This is a genomic window from Nonomuraea sp. NPDC050643 (assembly GCF_040654715.1).
Classification (GTDB): Bacteria; Actinomycetota; Actinomycetes; order Streptosporangiales; family Streptosporangiaceae; genus Nonomuraea.
In genome coordinates, this window is record NZ_JBFAIM010000030.1 from 1 (window position 1) to 24487 (window position 24487).

The following is a 24487-nucleotide window of genomic DNA, read 5'->3' on the forward strand; positions in this document are numbered from 1 at the left end:
ACCCCGCTCTCCCGATCTGGCCGGCCGGCCAGGGGCCGGTGGCGGCGGTGGCCGGTGCGGTGGCCGGTGCGGTCGACGTGGCGCGCGGGGTCAGGGTGATGCGGAGCCGGGCGAGCACCGCGACGACCGTCGCGACGATGCCCAGCGCGCCGAGGATCACCCCCGTGAGGGCCGCGACGGACGCACCAGGCCCGAACTCGGCCATTCTGAAGGCGTAGTCGTACTGAAGCCCCGCGAGCGTCTCTGTGGAGCGCTCAGGGCCTCCGCGCGTGAGCACCATCCCGATGGAGAACGTCTGGAGCCCCACGGCCACCGTGGCGAGCGCGACGAGCGCCCCGACCGCGAGCATGGCGGGCACGACCGTGCCGCCGCGCAGAACGGGCAGGAAGGCCATCACCGCCAGCGCGCACACCACCCCGAACGTGGCGGCCCCGACGATCAGCCGGAGCGTTCCAGGCGCGGTGGCGGGCTCGCGCAGCCCCTCGGCCAGCGTGGTGATCCCGGAGGCGTCGGGCATGACCCAGCGCATCCAGGCGCCCGCGACGGCCACCGGCGAGAACGTGACGACGGCCAGCGACAGCACGATCCGCCCGGCCCGCCGCGCCCATGTGCCCGCCCGGTCGAGCGCCAGGGCCAGCAGCGGCCCGACGACCAGGGCGACGAGCAGCGGGATGAGGGTGAGCGAGAACGTGAACCCCAGCGCCCGCCAGAACCCGCTCTCGCCCAGCAGGTCGGTGTAGTTGGCCGTCCCCACGAACGCGCTCTCCTTGAGGATGCCGCCGCTCTGGAAGCTGAGCCAGATCGTCTGGACGGTCGGCAGCACCAGGGAGATCAGGGTGCCGAGCAACGCCGGCGCGGCCAGCAGCCAGCCGAGCGCGGGAGAGAACGCCTGTGGAGGGGTGGGGGAGGTCACGTCGTCCGACCCTACGCTGCCCCGGCACCCTCTCGCATCCGAAGAAACCCACCCGGGCAGCTTCGGCGGCTCAGGCGCGGGCGGCGACCGCGCAGGGGATCCGCGCACGACCGAGGGCCCGGCGGAACCGGGCCCTCAGTGGTCTCGATCGGGGTTACTCGGCGTCGAGGCTGGCCAGGACGGCGTCGCTGACGTCGAAGTTGGCGAAGACGTTCTGGACGTCGTCGCTGTCCTCCAGCGCGTCGATGAGGCGGAAGACCTTCTTGGCCCCGTCTTCGTCGAGCGGCACGCTCATCGTGGGCAGGAAGCTCGACTCGGCCGAGTCGTAGTCGATGCCCGCCTCCTGCAGCGCCTTGCGCACCGGCACCAGGTCACCGGCCTCGGAGACGACCTCGAACGACTCGCCCAGGTCGTTGACCTCCTCGGCGCCCGCGTCGAGCACGGCCATCAGGACGGTGTCCTCGTCGAGCTCGTCCTTGGGGACGATGACGACGCCCTTGCGGTTGAACATGTACGACACGGACCCGGGGTCGGCCAGCGAGCCGCCATTGCGGGTCAGCGCGACGCGGACCTCGGAGGCCGCGCGGTTGCGGTTGTCGGTGAGGCACTCGATGAGCACCGCGACACCGCCGGGCGCGTAGCCCTCGTACATGATGGTCTGCCAGTCGGCGCCGCCCGCCTCCAGGCCCCCGCCACGCTTGCGGGCCCGCTCGATGTTGTCGTTGGGCACCGAGTTCTTCTTCGCCTTGAAGATGGCGTCGAAGAGGGTGGGGTTGGCGTCCGGGTCAGGGCCACCGGTCCGGGCCGCCACTTCGATGTTCTTGATGAGCTTCGCGAACAGCTTGCCGCGCTTGGCGTCGAGCGCGGCCTTCTTGTGCTTCGTCGTCGCCCATTTGGAGTGGCCGGACATTACCTAGAGCTCCCTCACCATGTCTACGAAGTAACGGTGCACGCGTACGTCCCCGGTGAGCTCGGGATGGAACGACGTAGCGAGCAACGGCCCTTGACGGACCGCGACGATCCTATCCCCAGGCTCGGCCCTGCCCAGCACTTCGACATCGGCGCCGACGGATTCGACCCAGGGCGCACGGATGAAGACGGCGTGCACCCGCTCCCCCGCGAAGAGCAGATCCTCCTCGAAGGAGTCGACCTGACGGCCGAAGGCGTTGCGCCTGACCACCATGTCGATGCCGCCGATCGTCTGCTGGCCGGCGACGCCGTCCTCGATCCTGTCGGCCAGCATGATCATGCCGGCGCAGGAGCCGTAGGCGGGCATGCCCTCCTTGATCCGCATCCGCAGCGGCTGCAGCATGTCGAAGGTCTCGGCGAGCTTCCACATCGTGGTGGACTCCCCGCCGGGGATGACCAGGCCGTCGACCGCGTCCAGCTCGGCGGGCCTACGTACGGCGGTGGCCGACGCGCCCACCTCCTGAAGCATGCGCGCATGCTCGCGCACGTCTCCCTGGAGAGCGAGTACACCGATCGTGGGCACAGTCGATCCTTCCGTCCGGGTGCGGGTTCAGACAATTCAACACCAGGGCGGCCCGGCATCTTCCTACAGGGCCACCCTGATGTGGACGGGCTTGTGGTCGGACAGGGTGACCGCGCGCTCGACGTGGCAGCCGAGCACGCTGCCCTTGGGCGCGAACAGGTAGTCGAGCTTCCTGCCCTCCCTGGTCCACCGTCCGGTACGCCGCGCGCCCCGCTGGTCGCACTCCTGGTAGGCCCGGTAGACGCGGGCGACCGCGCGGCGGCCGGCGGCGGCGCCGTACCCGCTGTCGGGCGGGGAGACGTTGAGGTCGCCGCCGAGTATCGTCCGGTATCCGGGCCGGGCGGCCACCTTGAGCAGCCGGTCGATCTGCCTGGTGCGGTAGGGGGCGCCCGGCTGCCGGTCGTCGTAGGCGGCGCCGGAGGACAGGTGGGTGCCGCAGGCGCGCACCTTCTCGGCGGGGATGGTGGCGCAGATCGCGGCCCGTCCGACGTACCAGGGCGGGGCGGGCAGCGGGTGGGTCTCGAACGTGACGGCGTCGCCCATCACCGCCACCGCGATGCTCTGCGCGCCGCGCGGGCGGCCGAGACGGTCGGGGTGGCAGGCGTACGGGGCGCCGCCGGCGCCGGGCAGGCCCCAGGAGCCGACCGTCCAGTTCCGCCGTGTGCGCCGCTCGAGCCAGAGTTCGAGGGTGCCGGCCGCGCCCGTGCAGAACTCCTGAAGGAAGATCACGTCGGATCGGCCGATCGCGTACCGGCCGATGTTCTCGGCCAGTTCGAGCGCGCTCGCGCGGTAGAAGCGGCAGCCGGAGTTGGTTCCGGTGCAGACGTTCCACGTCATGACCGACCACGTCCTGACCGGCCACGTCCTGACCGGCCACGCCATGACCGATACCTGCGCGGGCGCGGGGGCCACGAGGGCTCCCGCCACGAGCAGCAGCACGTGTCCCACCATGGTGGGACATCCAATCACAGAGGCGCGGGCTCGGCGTCGTGGAGCGTGTGGCCGGCGTCCACGCGGGCCAGGGAGCGCAGGTGGTGGCGCCGGGTGTGGAGGACGAGCATGCCGGCGCCGCAGCAGGCGGCGCCCAGCGCGTACGGCACGGCCAGGCCGATCTCCTCCCCGAGCTTGGTCGCGATGAACGGGGCCAGCGCGCCGCCCATCCAGCGCACGAAGTTGTAACCGGCGGAGGCGACGGGCCTGGGCGCGTCGGAGACCTCCATGGCCGACTCGGTGAACACGGTGTTGTTCAGGCCGATGGGGATGCCGGACAGGACGGTGCACACGATGATTCCGACGTGGATTCCGGCGGGCCCGGAAATCGCGATGCCGATCTGGAGGACGGCGAGCAAGGCCAGCGACAGGTGCAGCACGTTCACCGAGCCGATCCTGCGCTGCAGCGGCGGCGCCCCGAAGACCGAGGCCAGCGCCACGCAGACGCCCCAGCCGAAGAAGACCGAGCCGATGCCGTACGGGGACATGCGCAGGATGAACGGGGTGAACGCCAGGATCGTGAAGAAGGCGAAGTTGTAGAACAGCGCGGTGAAGGCGGTCGTGGACAGTCCGCCGTGGGCGAGAGCCCTGATGGGGGCCGACAGCCGGGTCTTGACGGCCGGCTTGGGCGTGGTCCTGAGCAGCGTGGCGATCAGCGCGAAGCCGGCCGCCATGAGCGTGGCGGTGCCGAAGAACGGGGCCCGCCAGTTCCAGTCGCCGAGCAGGGCGCCGACGAGGGGGCCGGCGGAGATGCCCAGGCCGAGCGCGGCCTCGTACAGGATGATGGCCGACTCGGCGCCGCCGCTGGCGGCGCCGACGATGACGGCCAGCGCGGTGGCCACGAACAGGGCGTTGCCCAGGCCCCAGCCGGCGCGGAAGCCGACGAGCTCGGCGACGCTGGTGGAGGTGCCGGCCAGCGCGGCGAACACGATCACCAGGGCCAGCCCGGCCAGCAGCGTGCGCTTGCCACCGACGCGGCTGGAGACCCAGCCGGTGATCAGCATGGCCACGGCCGTCACCAGGAAGTAGCTGGTGAACAGCAGCGACACCTCACTCGGTGTGGCGTGCAGGCCCTGGGCGATGGAGGGGAGGATCGGGTCGACGAGCCCGATGCCCATGAAGGCCACGACCGCGGCGAACGCGGTGGCCCAGACGGACATGGGCCGGCGAAGGATTCCGCCGCCGGTTTGCATGGTGCTCCTTACCTATGAGCGGCGCCCCTTATGAGCGGCACTTGCGAACGGCACTCACGAGCGGCACTCACGAGCGTCCGAGTTTCGCCAGGACGGGCAGGGCGGCCGCGAGCGTGGCGCGCTCCTCCTCGGTGAGCGCGGCAAGTTCCCGGGTGAGGTGGCCGATCCTGGCCTGGCGTACGGCGCGCAGCCGCGCGCGGCCCTCGCCGGTGAGCTCCACCGTCCTGACCCGGGCGTCGGCGGGGTCGGATCCGCGGGCGACCAGGCCCGCGTCCTCCAGCCGGTTGATCTGGACGGTCATGGTGGGCAACTGCACGGCGTGCTCTTCGGCCAGCTCGGTCATCCGGCGGGGGCCGCCTTCGAGCGAGCCGAGGACGCCGTACTGCTGGCTGGTGACGGGCTGGCCGGCGACCGTGCGCCTGAGCAGGAGGACCAGGTGCCGCAGCACCGAGGAGACCTGCTCGGCCAGATGGGTGGGATCGTCCCTCATGGTTAGCCCAACTAACTTAGCCTGGCTAATATTCCGGCCCGAAAAGGGGCCGGCCACGCGGGCCGGCCCCTCAGAGGTGTTACGGGCGCTCGGTCTCCAGGCGGACGGTCTCCTCGACCGTCATCTGGTGACCGGTGCGCAGCGTCGGGTCCAGCGGGCGCAGGTACGTCTGCTGGACGCCCGGCACCTGGTCCTCGATGACGAACGTGGCCCGGGTGTAGACCCCGGCCCCCGGCGTCTGGACCTGGGGCACGACCTTGAAGTCGGCCGACATCTGGTCGCGCTCGATCTTGGTCAGCACGTATCCGCGCTGGTTGTTGTAGAACTTCAGGTGCGGGTTGATCGTCAGGAACGGGTGCTGCGCCGGGTCGGAGTCGGCGCCGTTGCCGCCCGTCGAGATCGACGTCGCCACCAGCTCCGAGCCCACCGACGGCCCGGTCGGGTCGTCATAGTCGAGCTTGAGGTCGCTCGCCCAGTGCGCGTGCACGTCGCCGGTCAGCACCACCGGGTTGCGGACCTGCGCGTCGAGCCAGCCCTGGGTGATGCGCCGGCGGGAGGCCACGTAGCCGTCCCAGGCGTCCTGCGAGGTGATCTTGGCGGGGCCGGCGTTGTTGTCACGCTGGGCGAAGAAGACCTGCTGGCCCAGGATGTCCCACTGCGCCCGGGAGTTGTGGAAGCCGTCGAGGAGCCAGGACTCCTGCTCGGCGCCCGTGATCGAGCGCGCCGGGTCGACGGCGGCCGGGCAGTCGCGGTAGCCGTCGCCGCAGCCCTGGTCGTCGCGGTACTGGCGGGTGTCGAGCATGTGGAACGTGGCCATCCGGCCCCACCGGACGCGCCGGTAGAGCTGCATGTCGATGCCGCGCGGGATCGAGGTGCGGCGCAGCGGCATGTTCTCGTAGTACGCCCGGAAGGCGGCCTCGCGGCGGCTCAGGAAGTCCGGCTGGGGCACCTCGGGCTTCTCGGGCACCTCGTCGGCCCAGTTGTTGTCCAGCTCGTGGTCGTCCCACACGACCAGCCACGGCGCGGCGGCGTGCGCGGCCTGGAGGTCGGGGTCGGCCTTGTACTGGGCGTGGCGCTGGCGGTAGGTGGCCAGCGTCTCGGTCTCCGGGCCCTCGTGGTGGCGGACGTTGCCGCCGGGGATGGTGTAGGTGTTCTTGGTGTACTCGTACTGGTAGTCGCCCAGGTGCAGGACCAGGTCGGGGTTCTCCTCGGCCAGGCGGCGGTAGGAGGTGAAGTAGCCGTGCTCGTACTGGGCGCAGGAGACGAACGCCATGGCCAGGGCGCCGCCGTACGACAGGGGGTGGGGGGCGGTGCGGGCGCGGCCGAGCGGGGAGACGTACGGGCCCACGCGGAAGCGGTACCAGTACTCGCTGTCGGAGCTCAGGCCCTGCACCTCGACGTGGATGCTGTGGCCCCACTCGGGCGCGGCCACGGCGACGCCGGAGCGGGCGACGCGGCGCCCGCCCTCGTCGCGGTACACCTGCCACTGGACGGTGAACGGCCGCTGCGGCATGCCACCGAAGCCGTCCTCGGCGAGCGGCTGCTGGGCCAGCCTGGTCCACAGCACGAAGCCCTCGTGGTCCGGGTCACCGCTGGCGACCCCGAGGGTGAACGGATCGGTACGCAGTCCGCGCGCGGCCAGGTCCCTGCCGGTCTCCACGGGGGGCTCCGGGTCGGCGTACGCGGCGTTGGCCGGGATCGCGGCGGCGGCGCCTGCCGCTAACCCCGTGACGAGGAAGTGCCTGCGGTTCAGCTTGGACACGTGTTGCTCCTGGGACGATCAGGGTGAGGGACGCCCCGTAGCCTGACTGAGGATCATGACTACGCGGTGAACACCACACAACACGAAAAAGGCGACATCCTTCGCGGATGTCGCCCATTTCGGCAATTATTGCCGTCACATGGTGGCGCCCCCGCCAGGCGAGGACCGTCGCCCCCCGCCTGCCGTAGGTGATCGTCTCACGCGGCCAAACCCCGTGACCTGCAACGACGCGCCGCGGCTACCAGCCGCGCTCGGCCAGGCGGTGCGGCTGCGGGATCTCGTCGACGTTGATGCCGACCATGGCCTCGCCCAGGCCGCGCGAGACCTTGGCGATGACGTCGGGGTCGTCGTAGAACGTGGTGGCCTTGACAATGGCCGCGGCGCGCTTGGCCGGGTCGCCCGACTTGAAGATGCCCGAGCCCACGAACACGCCCTCGGCGCCGAGCTGCATCATCATCGCGGCGTCGGCCGGGGTGGCGATGCCGCCCGCGGTGAACAGCACGACCGGCAGCTTGCCGCTCTTGGCGACCTCGGCGACCAGCTCGTAGGGGGCCTGCAGCTCCTTGGCGGCGACGTAGAGCTCGTCCTCGGGCAGCGAGGTGAGCCGCTTGAGCTCGCCGCGGATCGTGCGCATGTGGGTGACGGCGTTGGAGACGTCGCCGGTGCCGGCCTCGCCCTTGGAGCGGATCATGGCCGCGCCCTCGGTGATGCGGCGCAGCGCCTCGCCCAGGTTGGTGGCCCCGCACACGAAGGGCACGGTGAACTGCCACTTGTCGATGTGGTTGGCGTAGTCGGCCGGGGTCAGCACCTCCGACTCGTCCACGTAGTCCACACCCAGCGACTGCAGCACCTTGGCCTCGACGAAGTGACCGATGCGGGCCTTGGCCATCACCGGGATCGACACGGCGTTGATGATGCCGTCGATCATGTCGGGGTCGCTCATCCTGGACACGCCGCCCTGGGCGCGGATGTCGGCGGGCACGCGCTCGAGGGCCATGACCGCGACGGCTCCGGCGTCTTCGGCGATCTTGGCCTGGTCGGCTGTGACGACGTCCATGATGACGCCGCCCTTGAGCATCTCGGCCATGCCGCGCTTGACGCGGGCGGTTCCGGTGACGGGGGTGCTTTCTGGCGTGCTGCTGGACACGGTCATCCTCACGGGCTCTCACGGGCGGATCGGTAAGTTATCAAACCCATCGTAGGTCCTGAGGGACCCCTCCCCCGACATGCCAAGATGTCAGGATTCGTCACCGTATCTGTACAGCGTGGCGACGATCATGGAGCCGGCGAGGCCCTACGGGATGACGGGCTTGCGGCTGGCGAGGGCCACCCAGACCTGGCCGGGCGCGAAGTTCATCGGCTCGCCGCTCTCAGTCGTGAACGTCGTACCGGTGCCCTCGGATTCCCGCTCCCACTTCGCCTTGAAAGCTTTACCGTCGCGCAGCACGATCGCCGAGCCCTTGCCCGTGCTGTGCACCAGCGGGGTGTAGCTGTCGTTCTTGTCGTGGAACTCCGAGCGCTCGGTCTTGGTGTACTGGACGACGATCGTGGGCGCGCCCAGTTGCCCGCCCTCGGCGGCCATGTCCTTCTTGCCGTCCTGCCAGATCAGCCACTGGCCCTTCTCCTCCGACCAGGCGAAGGTGAAGCGCGCGGCGGGCCACTTGACCGTGAACGACTTGCGCTCCACCCCGCCCTCGGCCGGCGCGTCGCCGAAGGTGAAGCCGATGTCCTTGGCCTTGGTCGCCTTGGGCGCCTTGGACAGGAGCTGCTTGGTGTTGGCGAACAGGTTGTAGGGGGCGAAGCGGCCGGGCTGGCGGAAGTACGCGCCCGGGTTGCGCGTGTCGCCCACGTCGAACAGCGACGCCTCGGCGATGAACGGCAGCATCTTGGTCTGCGCGCCCGAGTAGGAGAAGGCCGGCTTGCCGAACTGCGGCGCGATGTGCAGGTCGGAGATGCGCGCGCTGCGCACCGGGCCCACCTTGGCGGGCAGCTTGGAGGAGAAGACGGCCATGAGGCGGGTCAGACCGGCCTCGACCTGCTCGACGTAGACGATGTCCGCGCTCTTGAGCCCGAGCTGCGGCTTGCCCGCGGCGGTGTTCTCGATCTTGACCGCCAGCACCGGTTTGAGCGTCTGGTACGGCTTGCCGGTGAACGGATGGGCGTTGACCTCCTCGACGGGCTCCTCGCTCGGCGCCGTCGTGGCGGCCTGCGGGGCCTGGCCCGGCGCCGGCTCGTCCGAGGAGCAGGCGGCGACGGGCAGCAGGACGGCCGCGCCGGCCAGCCAGATCGTGAACATCCGGGGTAGCCGCACCTGTAACTCTCCTCGCTTCAGCCCAGAAACGGAGGAAAGCTTACTGGCTTCCCCAAATCAGGTCATTCAGTTGCCATGGTCGCAGGCGGATTGTCATCAATTTCGAAGAATTGCGGGTATTCGGTGTGCCCGGCCAGGCGCAGGGTCCTGGCGAGCCAGCGGCGCTGGGCCGTACGGGTGACACCGACGGCGTTGTTGTAGAAGCGGCGCGAGTAGACCACCTTGGTCACGGCCGCGTCGAGCTCCTCCAGCAGTTCGGGGCCCCCGGGCGCCTCCGACAGCTTCTCCCTGAACCGCTCCTGGTCCACCGCCGCCCGCAGGGCCCGCGACAGGTCGCTCTCGGCGTGCTCGCGCTCTTCGGGCCCGGCCATCCTGGCCTCGTGGGCCGCGGCGGCCAGCACCAGCGAGGTGGCCGGGTCGAGCAGGCGCGAGCCGGCCAGCTCCAGCACGACGGCCCGGCGCCGCATCAGCGCGGCGTCGAGCGACTCCTGGGCCAGCTCGAGCCGGATGTGCATGCGGTCGAGCCGGCCCGCGCGCCAGGAGATGTAGACGGCCGTGAGCACGACGACGATGCCCACGATCAGCACGATCATGGTGGAGGTCACAGGTCTTCCGCCCTACTCAGCTCACGGGTCTTCTTCGGCTCACAGGTCTTCTTCGACGCGGCCGGCGCCGCTCGTGGTCACCGTCTCGTAGACGCGTACGACGTCGCGGGCGACCGTCGACCAGTCGTATTTCCTGACCGCCACCAGCGCCTCCTCGGCCAGCTTGACCCGGCGCTCCGGCGCGTCGAGCAGCGCGGCGGCCTCGCGCGCCAGCGAGCCGGGGTCGCCGTTGGCGAACAGCGCGCCCGCCTGCCCGTCGCCCAGCACCTTGCGGAAGGCGGGGATGTCGCTGGCCAGCACCGTCGCCCCGGACGCCATGGCCTCGGCCAGCACGATGCCGAAGCTCTCGCCGCGCGTGTTGGGCGCGCAGAAGACGTCCACCGAGTGGTACGCGCGGATCTTGTCGGCCTCGCTCACCATGCCCAGCACCGTCACCCGGTCGTGGTACGGCTTGCGCACCCGCTCGTAGACGTCCTTGGCGTCGCCGGGCCCGGCGATCAGCAGCTTCACGTCGGCTCGCTCGGCGGCCAGGGTGTTGAACGCGTCGAGCAGGATCGGCAGCCCCTTGCGCTCTTCGTCCATCCGCCCCAGGAAGCCGAGCGTGGAGCCGTCGGGCCCCCAGCCGTCGAGCGGCTCGGCCTCGGTGTAGCGGGAGACGGTGACGCCGTTCGGGATCAGCACCGTGTCGCCGCCGAACTGCTCGACCAGGCTCTTGCGTGCCGCGTCGGAGACCGCGATGCGGCCGCTCAGCTTCTCCAGCGCGCTGCGCAGCAGCGGCTCGGCCACCGCGATCGCCCGCGAGCGCGTGAACGAGGCGTGGAAGGTGGCCACGATCGGCCCCTTGGCCGCCCAGCAGGCCAGCACGCCCAGGCTCGGGATCAGCGGCTCGTGGATGTGCAGCACGTCGAAACCGCCCGTGCGCACCCACCGCCGCACCCGCGCCGCCGAGATGAACCCGAACGACATCCTGGCCACCGACCCGTTGTACGGCACCGGCACCGCCCTGCCCGCGCCCGTCACGTAGGGGGGCAACTCGTCGTCGTCGGCCGCCGGAGCGATCACCGACACGTCGTGGTCCTGCGCGATGAGCGCCTGGGCCAGGTCGTCGATGTGCTGCTTGACCCCGCCCGGCATGTCCCAGGAATAGGGGCAGACGATGCCGACCCTCATGGTCGCAGGTCTTCCAGCCAGAGCCGCTGCAGCATGTGCCAGTCCTCGGGATGCTCGGAGATGCCCTTCTCGAACACGTCGGCCAGACCCTGAGCGACCACCGCGACCTTCTCCTGCCTGGTGCCCTCGGCGGGGACGGGGACCTCCTCGTGGATGTGGATGCCCCAGTCGTCGCCCACGTTGTAGAGGATCGCCGGGAGCAGCGCGGCCCCCGTCTGGACGGCCAGCAGCGGCGGCCCGGCGGGCACCTTGGTCGCCGAGCCGAAGAAGCTCACCTCGATGCCGCCCTTGGTCAGGTCGCGCTCGGCGGGCAGGCAGACGACGCCGCCCTTGCGCACCCGCGTGGCCAGCGTGCCGAAGTTGTGGCCGTCGCCGCCGGTGAGCGGCAGCACCTCCATGCCGAGCCCTTCGCGGAAGGCGACGTAGCGGCGGAAGAGGGACTCGGGCTTGAGCCGCTCGGCCACGGTCGTGAACGGATGGCCCACGCCCACCAGCCACGCCCCGGCCTGGTCCCAGTTGCCCATGTGCGGCAGCGCCAGGACCACGCCCCGCCCGGCCGCCACGTTCTCGTGCACGTGCTCGGCGCCGATGGTGTGGGAGCGGCGCACGATCTCCTCGGTGCTCATCGACGGCAGCCGGAAGACCTCGTGGAAGTAGCGGAAGTAGGAGCGCAGGCCCGCCTTGCCGAGCTCACGCAGCTCCCTGCTGCCGGGGTCGAGGCCGGTCACCCTCGCCAGGTTGGACTCCAGCCGCAGCACCGACTTGCCCCGCCTGCTCCAGACCCGGTCGGCCAGGAAGCGGAAGACCGCGGCCGTCGGGCGCTCGGGCAGCTTCGGCACGAGCGTCCAGCCGGCCGCGAAGCCCGCGGCCACCACACGATCGCCGAACGACGCCTTCTCGCTCATTGCTCCCTCGTCTGCTGATAGACGACCACCACGCGCTGCCCCACGGTGATCACGCTGGCCACCGCGAGCAGCCACATGCCCGCGGGCAGGATGTACGGAACGCCGAGCCCCGAGAAGCAGGCCGCCACCAGCGCCACGACCAGCCGCTCCGGCCGCTCGGCCAGCCCGACGTCGGCCGTGAGCCCGAGCCCTTCGGCCCTGGCCTTGGCGTAGGAGACCAGGGTGCCCGCGATCAGGCACGCCAGCGTCACCGCGGCCATCAGCGTGTCGTCTCTGGCGACGAAATACAAGATCAGGCCGGCGAAGATGGCGGCGTCGGCGACCCGGTCGAGCGTCGAGTCGAGGAACGCCCCCCAGGTGCTGCCCCCCTTCCCGCCGAGCCGGGCCACGACGCCGTCGAGCAGGTCGAACAGCACGAAGACGGTGATCACGAGGGCGCCCACGGTGAGGTGCCCCAAAGGGAAGAAGAACAGGGCCGAGGCGACGGTGCCGAGGGTGCCGATCGCCGTGACGGCGTTCGGGCCTATCCCGCGGCCGACGAGGGCCCTGCCCAGCGGGGTGAGTATCCGGGTCATGGCCGGGCGCAGGAGTTTGAGCATCGCGGTCCGATCGTAGGCCATGACGCGACTGACAACTTTCTTTGCCCCACCCCCCTTGTGATATTCGCCACAGGGGTATTTGGTGAACACACCGCGTCCATGCGGTTTCTGACACCCTCCGCGCGGGCGCGGCGTTGGCGAGCACCGACGACCTGGGAGGCGATGTGGCGGAAAGAAACTCGGGCGGCGCCGTGGGAGCCGCGGGCAGGGCACCCGCGGCCGACAGGGCGGATGCGATACGCAATGTCGTGCTGGTCGGCCACTCAGGAGCGGGTAAGACGACCCTCGTCGAGCAGCTGCTGGCCGCGACGGGCACCATTCAGCGCCCGGGCCGGGTGGAGGACGGCAACACGGTCAGCGACTTCGACGAGGTCGAGGTCCGGCAGCAACGGTCGGTCAACCTCGCCGTGGCGCCTCTGACGCACAACGGCATCAAGATCAACCTTCTCGACACCCCCGGTTACGCCGACTTCGTGGGCGACCTGCGCGCGGGGCTGCGCGCGGCCGACGCCGCCCTGTTCGTGGTGTCGGCCTCCGACGGGATCGACGGGCTCACGCAGATGCTCTGGGAGGAGTGCTCCCAGGTCGGCATGCCGCGCGCCGTGGTCATCACCAAGATCGACCATCAGCGGGCCGACTTCGACGACGTACTGGCCACCTGCCAGGACATCTTCGGCGACGGCGTCGCGCCGCTCTACCTGCCGGTGATCACCAACGGCCACGTCAACGGGCTGATCGGGCTGCTGACCCAGAAGTTCTACAACTACGCGACGGGCACCCGCACCGAGAAGCAGCCCGGCGCGGAGTACGAGGCGCAGATCGAGGAGCACCGCGGCGTCCTGCTCGAGGGCATCATCCAGGAGAGCGAGGACGAGTCGCTCATGGAGCGCTACCTCGAGGGTGAGCCCATCGACACCAAGGTCCTCATCGACGACCTCGAGAAGGCGGTGGCGCGCGGCAGCTTCTACCCGGTCCTGTGCAGCGGCATCGGGGTGGGCGCGCAGGAGGTGCTCGAACTCATCACGCAGGGCTTCCCGTCGCCGCTCGAGCATCCCATGCCCGAGATCACCGACCTGTCCGGCAAGCCGGTCAAGGGCATCGCGTGCGACGCCGACGGCCCGCTCGTGGCCGAGATCGTCAAGACCACCAGCGACCCGTACGTGGGCCGCATCAGCCTCGTACGCGTCTTCTCCGGCACGCTCCGCCCGGACATGACCGTGCACGTGTCGGGCCACGGCCTGGCCGACCGCGGCCACGAGGACCACGACCTGGACGAGCGCATCGGCACCCTGACCTGCCCGCTGGGCAAGCAGCAGCGCGGCGCGGCCAAGGGCATGGCGGGCGACATCGTGGCCGTGGCCAAGCTGTCGCGGGCCGAGACCGGCGACACGCTGTCCGACGTCGACCGCCCGCTGCTGATGACCGCCTGGGCCATGCCCGACCCGCTCCTGCCCGTGGCGATCAGGGCCAAGTCGAAGGCCGACGAGGACAAGCTGTCGCAGGCGCTGGGCCGGCTGGTGGCCGAGGACCCGACGCTGCGGCTGGAGAACAACGCCGAGACCCGCCAGCTCGTCCTGTGGTGCATGGGCGAGGCGCACACCGACGTGCTGCTCGACCGCCTGTCCAAGCGCCACGGCGTCGAGGTCGAACGCATCGAGCTGCGGGTGCCGCTGCGCGAGACGTTCGGCGGCAAGTGCCAGGCGATGGGCCGCAACGTCAAGCAGACCGGCGGCCACGGCCAGTACGCCATCTGCCACCTCGAGGTCGAGCCCCTCCCGTCCGGCGGCGGCTTCGAGTTCGTGGACAAGATCGTGGGCGGCGTGGTGCCCCGGCAGTTCATCCCGTCGGTGGAGAAGGGCGTGCGCGCCCAGATGGAGCGCGGCGTCGTGGCCGGCTACCCGATGGTGGACGTGCGCGTCACCCTGTACGACGGCAAGGCCCACTCGGTCGACTCCTCCGACATGGCCTTCCAGATCGCGGGCCAGCTCGCGCTGAAGGAGGCGGCGGCGAAGGTCTCGACGCTGCTGCTCGAGCCCGTGGACGAGCTGGCGGTGCTGGTCGCCGACGACTATGTCGGCTCGGTGATGTCCGACCTGTCGTCCCGGCGCGGGCGCGTGCTCGGCACCGAGCCGGTGGGCACGGGCCGCACGCTGGTCAAGGCGGAGGTGCCGGAGCTGGAGATCACGCGGTACGCCATCGACCTGAGATCCATGTCACACGGCACCGGGACGTTCCAGCGGACGTTCCTGCGCTACGAACCGCTGCCGCCGAACCTCGCGAACAAGGTGGCGGCCACGGATTGAGGGCCCTGGAAGCGCCGGGAGGGATATGTCCCTCCCGGCCCAGCCATGGGCTTTTGTCACAAAGGTGTCACGACTTGATTTCAGTTTCCGTCGCGAGCATGGCGGAGAAGCTGTCACACTGGGTGGCACTATGCGAACCGGACGCCCACTCCTAGCCGCTGCCGCTCTCGCGGTCGTCACCACGACCGCCGCCTACGTCTTCGGCCCCGGTGCCGGGGAGAGCCCCGCAGCGAGCAAGAAGACGACGGCCATCGCCGCACCCTCCGCGGCCTGCAAGGCCGATGCCCGCTACCCCAAGCGCGAACTGCGCGGGGTGTGGATCGCCACGACCCAGAACATCGACTGGCCCACCAAGGCCGGCCAGAGCGCGGAGCGACAGAAGGCCGACTACGTCAAGATCCTCGACAGCGCCGCCAAGCGCAACCTCAACGCGGTCTTCGTGCAGGTGCGGCCCGCCTCCGACGCGCTCTACAAGTCCTCGCTCGAGCCCTGGTCGCAATACCTGACGGGCACGCCGGGCAAGGACCCGGGCTGGGATCCGCTGCCGTTCCTCATCGAGGAGTCGCACAAGCGCGGCATGGAGTTCCACGCCTGGTTCAACCCCTACCGCGCCTCCTACGGCGACAGCACCGCCAAGTTGCCCGCGAGCCACCCCGCGCGGCAGCACCCCGACTGGACGGTCAAGTTCGGCGGCCGCCTCTACTACAACCCGGGCCTGCCGGCGGTGCGCGAGCACGTGGTCAAGGTCATCAACGACGTCGTCGGCCGTTACGACATCGACGGCGTCCACTTCGACGACTACTTCTACCCCTACCCGGTGGCGGGCGCGAAGTTCGACGACACGGCCGCGTTCCGCAAATACGGCAAGGGCGAGAAGCTCGCCGACTGGCGGCGCGGCAACGTCAACACGCTCGTGGCCGAGGTCGACAAGGCCGTTCACGCCGCCAAGAACCACGTGAAGTTCGGCATCAGCCCGTTCGGCATCTGGCGCAACAAGTCCAACGACCCGAGCGGCTCCAACACCTCGGGCATGTCGGCCTACGACTCGATCTACGCCGACGCCCGCGCCTGGATCAAGGCGGGCACCGTCGACTACGTGCTGCCACAGCTCTACTGGCCGCGCGGGCACAAGCTGGCCGACTACAACACGCTGGTCCGCTGGTGGTCCGACGAGGTCAAGGGCAGCGGCGTGCAGCTCTACATCGGCGAGGGCCTCTACCGCGTCGGCTCAAGAGACGACCAGGCCTGGACCAAGGCGGGCGAGCTGTCCGGGCAGATCGCCGCGAACCGCGCGCAGAAGCAGGTCGACGGCGAGGTCTACTTCAGCGCCAAGCAACTCCTGACCAACCCGCTCGGGGCGATGGACCGGGTCGCCAAGACCCACTACAGCCGCCCGGCGCTGCAGCCGCTGATGAAGGACCGCGGGGGCGAGGCCCCGGCGGTGCCCGCCGGCGCCAAGGCCGCCGGTGCCGCGCTGTCGTGGACGCCTTCGGCGAAGGCCAGGGCCTACGCGGTCTACCAGGTGCCCAAGTCCGGCAAGGACTGCCACACCACCGACGCCCGTAACCTGGTGGCCGTGGTGAGCGACCCATCGTACACGGTGAAGTCGGCGGGGACCTACCTGATCACGTCGCTCGACCGGCTGAACAACGAGAGCAAGGCCGTCAAGGTGAAGGTGAACGGGGTCTGACGACCACCTGCCCCGAAGGACCGATCCCCGCGACCGGTCCTTCGTCGTTCCCACCCCTCCTGACCCCACCGTCCTCCCGCAGCCCCGCCACCACCTCTCCTGAGCCCGCCGTCCCCTCGCAGCCCCGCCTCCACCTCTCCCAGGCCCGTTGCCACCCCTGCCAGGCTCCTACCTCTCGTAGGCGTGCCACGCGCGGACCAGGGCGGTCATCGCCTGGTTCTGCAGGTCGGGCGGTAGGGCGAAGCTGAGGCGCAGGTGGTCGCGGTGGCGGCCGTCGGGGGAGAACAGCGAGCCGGGCGCGACCGCCACCCCGTGCTCACGCGCCACGACCGCGAACCGGTCGGTGTCGGTGCCAGGCAGACGGGCCCACACCGACAGCCCGCCCGCCGGCCGGGTCCACGTCCACTCGGGCAGGTGCTCGGCCAGCGCGGCCAGGCAGTGCTCCCTGCGGCTTGCCAGCTCGGCCAGCCAGGGGGCGACGGGGTTGCGTTCCAGCAGGTCGGCCGCGAACCGCTGGGCGACCGCGCTGGTCGCCAGGTCGGCGTCCACCTTGGCCTCGCCCAGCCGGGCCAGCAACGGCTCCGCCGCCGTCAGCCAGCCCACCCGCAGGCCGCCCCACAGGACCTTCGACAACGACCCGACCGTCACCGTCCCGTACGGGTGCAGGCGGGCGAGGGGCTCGGGCGGAGGCGTGCCGTCGTACACGAGGGCCGCCAGCGTCCGGTCCTCGACGACCGGCACGCCCGCGTCCCCGGCCAGCCCGGCGACGTGGCCGAGGGCGGGCACGGCGCCGGTGGGGTTGTCGACGCTGACCACGTAGACGGCGGCGGGCCGGTGACGGGCGATCGCCTCCTCCACGGCGGTCACGGACGTCAGGTCAACGGCCACCACATGCGCCCCGGCCCGCCGGAACGCGCTGAGCGCCCCACCATAGGTCGGGTCTCCGACCAGCACCCGATCACCGGCCCGCACGAGCACCCGGGCAGCCAGATCGATCCCCTGCTGCGCCCCCGCCGTCACCAGAATCTCCCCAGCCCCCACCCCACCCGAAGCCCCACCCCACATCCCCCGCAACCCCACTCCCAACCCTTTACTCGACACCCCGCCCCGCACCCCACCGTGCGCCCCACTCGGCTCCTCGCCTCGCATTCCACCCGCCACCTCACCCGGCACCTCACCCGGCGCTCCGCTCGCCACCCCAGCCGCGGCCCCACTCGCCACCCCACTTGGCACTGCGCTCGGCGTCCCACCCGGAGCCCCGCCCACCGCCTTCCGAGTGCCTTCCACCTGCCCGGCAGCACCCGCCGCCCCCGGCTCAGCCGGTGCGGTCGTTACTTGGGAACCCATGACGCCGATGTCCGGCGATAGCGCCAGCAGGGCCCTCAGGCGGGGGTCGCCCATCGCGTCGTAGCCGTGGCCGCTGGGTGAGCGCAGGAGATCGGCGGGGTCGGTCGGCGGCACCACCAGGTGCGACGGGTCGGGGACCACGGACGTGGACAGGTCGGCGAGGACCGCCCCGCCGCGCAGCAGCCCGCCGAACGACGGGGTCCCGAGGACGTACGTGCCGCTTCCGTGCCGCCGCTCGCACAACCCCTCCTCGCACAGCGCGTTGAACGCCGCCGCCACCGTCCCCCTGCTCAGCCCCACCGCCTGGGCGAGGTCCCGTTCCGAGGGCAGCCGGGTGCCGGCGACGATGAGGCCCGTCTGGGCGAGGTCCGCCAGCGCGCCCGCCAGGCGGCGGCTGGGGGTCCCCTGGTGGAGCCGGAGGCGGTCGCGGACGAGTGTGACGAGGTTGTCTTCCCTTCCCATGCCACCATTATCCCGATAATGTGCCACTCGTCATGAGATTGGCCCATCGGATGCGATTTGTCGGGGCCACTTGGAGTGGAAGGAGGCGGGCCGGTGGAGGAAGCCGAGTGGGTCTGGATGGACGGGACGCTGGTGCCGTGGGATGAAGCCCGGGTGCACGTGCTGACGCACGCCCTGCACTACGGCACGGCCGTCTTCGAGGGCACCAGGGTGTTCGAGACGCCCCGGGGGCCGGCCGCGTTCCGGCTCGACGAGCACCTCGCCCGGCTCGTACGCAGCACACGGATGATCGGCCTGACCTTGCCGTACACGGTGGAGGAGTTGCGGGCCGCCACGCTCGGGACGGTGGCCGCGAACGGGCACCCCGCCTGCTACATCCGCCACCTCGTGCACCGTGGCTACGGCGAGATGGGCATCGCGGCGCGTGGCTGCCCGACCGTGGTCTCCATCGCGAGCTGGAGCTGGGGGCCGCTGCTCGGGTCCGACGGGGTGCGGCTGATGACCAGTTCGTGGCGGCGTAACGACCACACGGTGGTGCCCACGGCGGCCAAGGCCGCCGGGCCGTACCTGAACTCCGTCCTGGCCAAGAACGAGGCGCTCGACGCCGGCTACGACGAGGCGGTGCTGCTCAACGCCGCCGGGTACGTCAGCGAGTGCACCGGCGCCAACATCTTCGTCGTCCGCGACGGGCTGCTGGCCACACCGCCGTCCAGCGCGGGCGCCCTGGACGGGATCACGCAGGACACCGTCGAACGGCTGGCCACCGACATGGGGCTACCGGCGGTCAGGCGGGAACTGCTGCGCTCCGATCTGTACGCGGCCGACGAGGTCTTCGTGTGCGGCACCGGCGCCGGAATCGCCCACGTCACCTCCGTGGACCGGCGCGAGCTGAGCGGCCCCGGCCCGATCACCGCCAAACTGGCCGACGCCTACGAGGCCGCCGTCCACGGCCACGACGAGCGCTACCACCACTGGCTCACCCCGATCACCACCTGACCCGCCGAGCACCACCTGACCCACGCAGCACCACCTGACCCACGCCCAGCCTGATCACCACCTGACTCCGTCACCGCGTGCCCGCCCGGGAACGAACCCCACCCGGCGGCCGCCACCGTCCCGGGTCGTGTAAAGCCTGCCGTGCCCGCCCTGGCAGGCGGGCCGCCGTGCTGATAGGTCAAGCCGGTCGCCGCCTGCCGTGAAGACGGCCTTCCGTGGGTCCGGTGCATGAGAAGGTAGTCGGGTCTGGTGGCGCGCCGGATCGCGACCTTGCTCTACCGTGCCACGGAACGTTCTCGATCACGGGAGGTCATCGGGGTGAGGCGCGCGCTCGTCGTGCTGGCCGTGCTGGTCGGCCAGGTCATAGTCGGTCACGGCCTGTTCGCCGGGCCGGCGAGGGCGGATTCGGATCCGGGCACGGCGCGGGTGGCGCTCATCGGAGTGCCCGGCCTGCACTGGAACGACCTCACCCAATCCGACACCCCCAACCTGTGGGAGCTGGCCAGGTCCGGGGCGATCGGCTCGCTGTCGGTCCGGACGATCGGCAACGTGACCTGCCCCTACGACGGCTGGCTGACCGTGTCGGCGGGCACCAGGGCGGCCGTCGGCTACGGGTGCGGCGCCCCGCCGATGCCCGAGGCCGGCGGCACCGGCGCCGTCATCCCCGACTACCGCTACCTGATCGACGTGGCCGGGCAGCGCAACGCGGGCACCCTGGGCGAGTCGCTCAAGGCGGCCGGCCGGTGCTCGATCGCGATCGGGCGCGGCGCCGCGCTGGCGCTGGCCGACCGGCAGGGCGCGGTGCCGAACTACCACGTGTCCCCGCTCCAGGTCGGCACCGCCGACCTGGAAAAATGCCCCATGATCGCCATGGACGTCGACGACCTCGTCCTCCCCTACCTCACCGGCGACCGGCTGCCCAAGGTGCCCGACCAACTCGGCCCGGCCGAGCGCCGCGACGCGCTGCGCCTGGCCGACGCCAAGGCGGGCGCGCTGTTGTCGGTCCTGCCCGCCGGGACGACGGTGCTGCTGGCCGGCCTGTCCGACCACGGCTCCGTACCGCATCTGCGGGTTGCGGCCCTGCGCGAGAGCGGGGCTGAGGGGCGGCTGCTGGGCGCGGCCTCCACCCGCCGCGACGACATCTCGATCCTGCCCGACCTGACCTCCACCGTGCTGACCAAGCTCGGCGTGCCGGTGCCGGCCACGGTCGTGGGCGTGCCGTTGCGGGTGGGCGACACGGGCGCCACGTTCGAGCGGTTGAGCCGGGCCGACGCCACCGCGCAGGCGATCCGCTCGGTCAAGGGGATCTACTTCACCGTCGTGGCGGTGCTGCAGGTGCTGTTCTACCTGGTGGCGTTCCTGTTGCTGCGCCGCCGCAAGGGTCTGGGGCCGGTGCGGTTCGCGGCGGTGGCGCTGGCCTCCCTGCCGGTCTCCAGCTACCTGGTCAACCTGCTGCCCTGGTCGGACCTGCCGCATCTGGTCGGCGGGGTGCTCGGGTGGGCGGCGGTCATCACGGCCGTGGCGTTCGCGGGGCCGTGGCGGCGCCGGCCGCTCGGCCCGCTGGCGGTGGTGGCCGGGGTCACCGCGCTCACGCTCGCCGGTGACCTGCTGACGGGCACGACGCTGCAGCTCAACAGCGTCATGGGCTACAGCGCCGACGTCGGCGCCCGCTACTACGGGCTCGGCAACATCCCGTTCGCGCTGCTGGCGACCGGCACGCTGCTGGCCACCACGGTCATCGCGCACCGGTGGCCGGGCCGGGTGGGCCTGGCCGCGATCGTGGGGCTGGGGGCGTTCGCGATGGTGCTGGGCGGGTCCGGGATGGGCAGCGACTTCGGCGGCGTGATCGCGTTCGTGCCGGGCATCGCGGTGACCGCGCTGATCCTGTCGGGCAAGCGGGTCTCGCTGGTGAAGCTGGGCGCGTTCTGCGTGGCGGGCGGCGTGATCGTGATGGCGTTCGCCTGGCTCAACTACCTGCGGCCCCCTGACGAGCAGACGCACCTGGGCCGGTTCGTGGGGCAGGTGCTGACCGGGGAGGCGCTCGACGTCATCTGGCGCAAGCTGCAGGCCATGCTGGCCACCCTGCTCAGCCCCAACCTGATGCCGATCGTGATCGCGGCCGTGGCGTTCCTCGTGTACGCGATCCTGCGCCCCGAGCAGGCCTCGGCCGGGGTGGTGCCGGCGGCGTTCGAACACTCCCCCGCGCTGCGGGCCGGGCTGATCGGCACGCTCGTCAGCGGCGTGGTGGGCATGCTGGTCAACGACTCGGGCGCGGCCGTCCTGTCCATGGCGCTGGCGATGGCCGTACCGCTGCTGCTGGCGACCGGCATCGGCGCCCTCTCCGGCACGAAGGGATCAGCGCCGGGTGTCGGCGAGCCGCTCACCGGCGTCGCGAAATGACGAGAGCGCTCCCCGGTGCCGGCGCTCGCGGGCACCGGCGTGGGGTGCAGAGGTGTCGCGACGTCGGGAGAGGTCAGTCCCAGGCGTCGGCGAGCAGTTGGCGGGTGTCCCGGAGGAGCTGGGGCAGGACCTTGGTCTGGGCGACGACCGGCATGAAGTTCGTGTCGCCGCCCCACCTGGGCACCACGTGCTGGTGCAGGTGGGCGGCGATGCCCGCGCCGGCGACGTGGCCGAGGTTCATGCCGACGTTGAAGCCCTGCGCGCCGCTGGCCTTGCGCAGCGCCCGCACCGCCTTCTGGGTGAACTCCCCCAGCTCGGCCATCTCGGCGTGGTCGAGCTCGTCGTAGTCGGACACGTGCCGGTAGGGCACCACCATCAGGTGGCCGGAGTTGTAGGGGTAGAGGTTGAGCACGGCGTAGACCGTCTCTCCTCGCGCCACGACCAGGCCGTCCTCGTCATTCATCTTGGGGATCGCGTCGAACGGGCACCCGTCGCCCGGGCCGCTGCCGGTCGGCTTGTTCTCGCCCTTGATGTAGGCCATGCGATGCGGGGTCCACAGACGCTGGAAGTTGTCGGGGGCCCCTGCCCCTGCCTGATCGTGCATAACTAGCAGCATAGGACCACGGACAAACACGGTGTTCTTCCGGCACAATCCTGAGCACCGCCTACAGGAGGCCGCGATGAGTGAAGCCTTGGCCGAGTCCCCCGCCCCGCCGAGCCCCGAAGCCGCCGAGCCGCCCTCGTACATCGAGGCGCCCACGTCCGGCGCGGTCGTGAAGGGGCGTATCAAGGTCGCCGACGAGGTGGTCGAGAAGGTGGCCGCGCTGGCCGCGCTCGAGGTGGCGGGGGTCGCCGACATGGGCGGCGACCTGGCGCGGGCCTTCGAGTCCGTACGCGACCGCATCGGCATCGGTTCACGACGCGGCACCCAGGGCGTCAGCGCGCAGATCGAGGAGCGCCAGGTGGCGGTGAGCCTGACGATCGTGGTCGAGTACGGCCACGTGGTCATGGACGTCGCCGCCGAGGTCAAGACGAACGTGGCCAGGAGCGTCAGCCGGATGCTCGGCATGCGCGTCACCGAGGTGAACGTGACGGTGGACGACGTCAGGCTCCCCGGCGAGGCCCGCCCCGGGCCACGCGACCCCGCCGGGGAGGAGGAGCCGTTCTGAGGCCGGCTCAGCTCACCCGCGTCATGTCCGAGGCGTAGCCGCCGCCTCCGGGGTAGACCCAGCCGCCGGTGACGCTCGTGCCGTCGGCGTCGAACGTGCCCCGGTAGTAGGCCTCGGAGTTCCTTTCGTGGGCCCAGATCGTGAGCGTGTCGCCGTCGATCTCGTACACGTAGGCGAGGGTGGCGCCCTGGCTGTCGAAGTACCAGGAGTGCACGTCCTCGCTCGGCCGGTCCGCGCCGTACGGGCGTTTCCTGCCGATGAACTCCGTGCCCTTGACGCGCGTGCCGTCCTGCTCCAGGTCCACGTCCTGGATGAGGAAGTGCCCGCCCTCCATCCACCGGTACGTCACGGTGCCCTCGGCACCGCCGGTGACCTTCCACGTGCCGACGAGCCGGTCGAGGGCCTTGAGCCGGGTGTCGATGTGCTCGGTCATGATCCGTGTCCTTCTGTCTCGGGAGTGAGCCATGCCCGTATGACGGCGGGGCGCGGGAAAAGGAATCGGTCTCCGGCCAGAATTCTCCGTCACAGCTCAGCGGGCAGGCCGAAGGCGGCGTGCAGTTCGGTACCGAACGTGGTGATCTCGGCGATGAGGCCGTTCTCGACGCGCAGCACGTCGAGGTTGACGGCCGTGTACACCCTCCCGCCCGGGCGGCGTACGTAGTTGGCGACGGCCGGTTGCCTGTTGGCGTACGTGGCCAGCGCCTTCCACTCCCCCCACGCCTGCGGCCCGGCCATGACCGGCCGCCACATGTCGAGGATGGCCGTGCGCCCGTCGTACACCAGCGAGGCGGGCGGCATCGTCTGGCGCGCGTCCTCGCGCAGCAGCTCCGCGAGCGCCCGCAGGTCGCCGGCCACCGACGCCTCCATGTAGCGGCGCAGCACCGCGCGTTCGTCGTCGGTCGGGGCGGTGGCGGGACCCCACTGCGAGCGCCACGCGGGCAGGTGCGCGCGCAGTGTGGCGCGGGCCCGCTGCAGCGCGCTCTTGACGGCGGACACACTCAGCTCCAGCGCCCCCGACGTCTCCTCGGCCGGCCAGCCCGCCACGTCGCGCAGGATCAGCACCGCGCGCTGGCGCGGCGGCAGGTGCTGGATGGCGGCGAGGTAGGCCAGCTCGATCGTCTCCCGCTCGACGGTCACCGCGTCGGGCTCGCCGTGGCTCGGCGCGGCCAGGTCGAGCAGGCGATCGGGGTACGGCTGCAGCCACGCCACCTCCGCGAAAGGTGACCCACTCCCGACGCCAACCGCGATCTCGCGCGAGCGGGCCGGCCCCGACAGCAGGTCGAGGCAGGCGTTGGTGGCGATGCGGTAGAGCCAGGCTCGCAGCGTCGAACGGCCCTCGAACGTCTCCCGCCGCCGCCAGGCCCGCAGCATGGTCTCCTGCACCATGTCCTCGGCGTCGCTGAACGAGCCCAGCATCCGGTAGCAGTGCACGTGCAGCTCCCGCCGGTACGGCTCGATCAGCTCGGCGAACCCGCCCTGGTCCCCACCCGTGACCGCCCCCACGACCTCATCCCCGCCCCCCATCCACCGCCCCTTCCACCCTCGGCATCCTCCCACCGCCGGCATCCTCCCCGCCTCCCACACCCCTCCCCGCCCGCACGAACCACCATCGCCCACGAACCTCCCACCTCCACGAACCACCAGCGCCACAAACCTCCACCTCCGCGAACGCCCAATGCCCGCGAACCTC

The 24487-nt window shown here is 71.1% G+C and carries 22 protein-coding genes; 5 read left to right on the forward strand and 17 right to left on the reverse strand.

The window, feature by feature from the left end; genetic code table 11:
* The 13 genes from AB0I15_RS33990 to pgsA all read right to left on the reverse strand — a co-directional run.
* On the reverse strand, window positions 1–913 hold a 913-nt coding region (locus AB0I15_RS33990), incomplete at its 3' end, for a sugar ABC transporter permease (RefSeq protein WP_358104494.1).
* Between the two features lie 154 nt (window positions 914–1067).
* Window positions 1068–1823, reverse strand: a complete 756-nt coding sequence (locus tag AB0I15_RS33995; protein ID WP_358104497.1) for a YebC/PmpR family DNA-binding transcriptional regulator — start codon at window positions 1821–1823, stop codon at window positions 1068–1070.
* A gap of 3 nt (window positions 1824–1826) precedes the next feature.
* Window positions 1827–2405 (reverse strand): pyridoxal 5'-phosphate synthase glutaminase subunit PdxT, encoded by a 579-nt coding sequence (gene pdxT, locus AB0I15_RS34000; protein WP_358104500.1) that lies wholly within the window; start codon window positions 2403–2405, stop codon window positions 1827–1829.
* Window positions 2406–2468: 63 nt separating this feature from the next.
* The gene (locus AB0I15_RS34005; protein WP_358104503.1) at window positions 2469–3356 is read right to left on the reverse strand and encodes an endonuclease/exonuclease/phosphatase family protein; all 888 of its coding nucleotides are present in this window, start codon (window positions 3354–3356) and stop codon (window positions 2469–2471) included.
* Window positions 3357–3370: 14 nt separating this feature from the next.
* Window positions 3371–4555: an MFS transporter gene (locus AB0I15_RS34010; protein WP_358104507.1), complete on the reverse strand. Its 1185-nt coding sequence runs from the start codon at window positions 4553–4555 to the stop codon at window positions 3371–3373.
* 100 nt (window positions 4556–4655) lie between these two features.
* Window positions 4656–5078, reverse strand: a complete 423-nt coding sequence (locus AB0I15_RS34015; RefSeq protein ID WP_358104511.1) for a MarR family transcriptional regulator — start codon at window positions 5076–5078, stop codon at window positions 4656–4658.
* 79 nt (window positions 5079–5157) lie between these two features.
* Entirely contained in the window at window positions 5158–6840 is a 1683-nt protein-coding gene (locus tag AB0I15_RS34020; protein ID WP_358104514.1) for an alkaline phosphatase D family protein, read from the reverse strand.
* 238 nt (window positions 6841–7078) lie between these two features.
* Window positions 7079–7993: a pyridoxal 5'-phosphate synthase lyase subunit PdxS gene (pdxS, locus tag AB0I15_RS34025; RefSeq protein ID WP_358104854.1), complete on the reverse strand. Its 915-nt coding sequence runs from the start codon at window positions 7991–7993 to the stop codon at window positions 7079–7081.
* Between the two features lie 141 nt (window positions 7994–8134).
* On the reverse strand, window positions 8135–9151 hold the full coding sequence (locus AB0I15_RS34030) for a DUF3048 domain-containing protein (RefSeq protein WP_358104517.1): 1017 nt from the start codon (window positions 9149–9151) through the stop codon (window positions 8135–8137).
* Window positions 9152–9213: 62 nt separating this feature from the next.
* On the reverse strand, window positions 9214–9756 hold the full coding sequence (locus AB0I15_RS34035; RefSeq protein ID WP_358104520.1) for a hypothetical protein: 543 nt from the start codon (window positions 9754–9756) through the stop codon (window positions 9214–9216).
* Window positions 9757–9795: 39 nt separating this feature from the next.
* Entirely contained in the window at window positions 9796–10926 is a 1131-nt protein-coding gene (locus AB0I15_RS34040) for a glycosyltransferase family 4 protein (protein WP_358104523.1), read from the reverse strand.
* Window positions 10923–11831 carry a phosphatidylinositol mannoside acyltransferase gene (locus tag AB0I15_RS34045; RefSeq protein WP_358104526.1) on the reverse strand — a complete coding sequence of 303 codons (909 nt, stop codon included), beginning with the start codon at window positions 11829–11831 and terminating at the stop codon, window positions 10923–10925. Before AB0I15_RS34045 ends, AB0I15_RS34040 begins: the two co-directional genes overlap by 4 nt.
* Entirely contained in the window at window positions 11828–12451 is a 624-nt protein-coding gene (gene pgsA, locus AB0I15_RS34050; RefSeq protein WP_358104529.1) for a phosphatidylinositol phosphate synthase, read from the reverse strand. The genes AB0I15_RS34045 and pgsA overlap by 4 nt, the downstream gene beginning before the upstream one ends.
* 143 nt (window positions 12452–12594) lie before the next feature.
* On the opposite strand from pgsA, the gene AB0I15_RS34055 reads away from it, so the two are divergent.
* Window positions 12595–14733, forward strand: coding sequence for an elongation factor G-like protein EF-G2 (locus AB0I15_RS34055; protein WP_358104532.1), 2139 nt, complete (start codon window positions 12595–12597; stop codon window positions 14731–14733).
* A gap of 130 nt (window positions 14734–14863) precedes the next feature.
* Entirely contained in the window at window positions 14864–16423 is a 1560-nt protein-coding gene (locus tag AB0I15_RS34060; protein ID WP_358104534.1) for a family 10 glycosylhydrolase, read from the forward strand.
* 168 nt (window positions 16424–16591) lie between these two features.
* On the opposite strand, the gene AB0I15_RS34065 is transcribed toward AB0I15_RS34060, so the two are convergent.
* On the reverse strand, window positions 16592–18232 hold the full coding sequence (locus tag AB0I15_RS34065; protein ID WP_358104536.1) for a PLP-dependent aminotransferase family protein: 1641 nt from the start codon (window positions 18230–18232) through the stop codon (window positions 16592–16594).
* Window positions 18233–18325: 93 nt separating this feature from the next.
* On the opposite strand from AB0I15_RS34065, the gene AB0I15_RS34070 reads away from it, so the two are divergent.
* Complete coding sequence (locus AB0I15_RS34070; protein ID WP_358104538.1) at window positions 18326–19228, forward strand: branched-chain amino acid transaminase; 903 nt, start codon at window positions 18326–18328, stop codon at window positions 19226–19228.
* Between the two features lie 318 nt (window positions 19229–19546).
* The gene (locus AB0I15_RS34075) at window positions 19547–21628 is read left to right on the forward strand and encodes a hypothetical protein (protein ID WP_358104540.1); all 2082 of its coding nucleotides are present in this window, start codon (window positions 19547–19549) and stop codon (window positions 21626–21628) included.
* 73 nt (window positions 21629–21701) lie between these two features.
* Here AB0I15_RS34075 and AB0I15_RS34080 read toward each other — a convergent pair whose 3' ends face one another.
* Window positions 21702–22232 (reverse strand): HIT domain-containing protein, encoded by a 531-nt coding sequence (locus AB0I15_RS34080; protein ID WP_358104542.1) that lies wholly within the window; start codon window positions 22230–22232, stop codon window positions 21702–21704.
* A gap of 76 nt (window positions 22233–22308) precedes the next feature.
* On the opposite strand from AB0I15_RS34080, the gene AB0I15_RS34085 reads away from it, so the two are divergent.
* Entirely contained in the window at window positions 22309–22797 is a 489-nt protein-coding gene (locus AB0I15_RS34085; RefSeq protein ID WP_358104545.1) for an Asp23/Gls24 family envelope stress response protein, read from the forward strand.
* 7 nt (window positions 22798–22804) lie between these two features.
* Here AB0I15_RS34085 and AB0I15_RS34090 read toward each other — a convergent pair whose 3' ends face one another.
* Together AB0I15_RS34090 and AB0I15_RS34095 are read right to left on the reverse strand one after the other, a co-directional pair.
* Window positions 22805–23230, reverse strand: a complete 426-nt coding sequence (locus AB0I15_RS34090) for a hypothetical protein (RefSeq protein ID WP_358104548.1) — start codon at window positions 23228–23230, stop codon at window positions 22805–22807.
* Between the two features lie 89 nt (window positions 23231–23319).
* Window positions 23320–24321, reverse strand: coding sequence for an RNA polymerase subunit sigma-70 (locus AB0I15_RS34095; protein WP_358104551.1), 1002 nt, complete (start codon window positions 24319–24321; stop codon window positions 23320–23322).
* Between the last annotated feature and the right edge of the window lie 166 nt (window positions 24322–24487).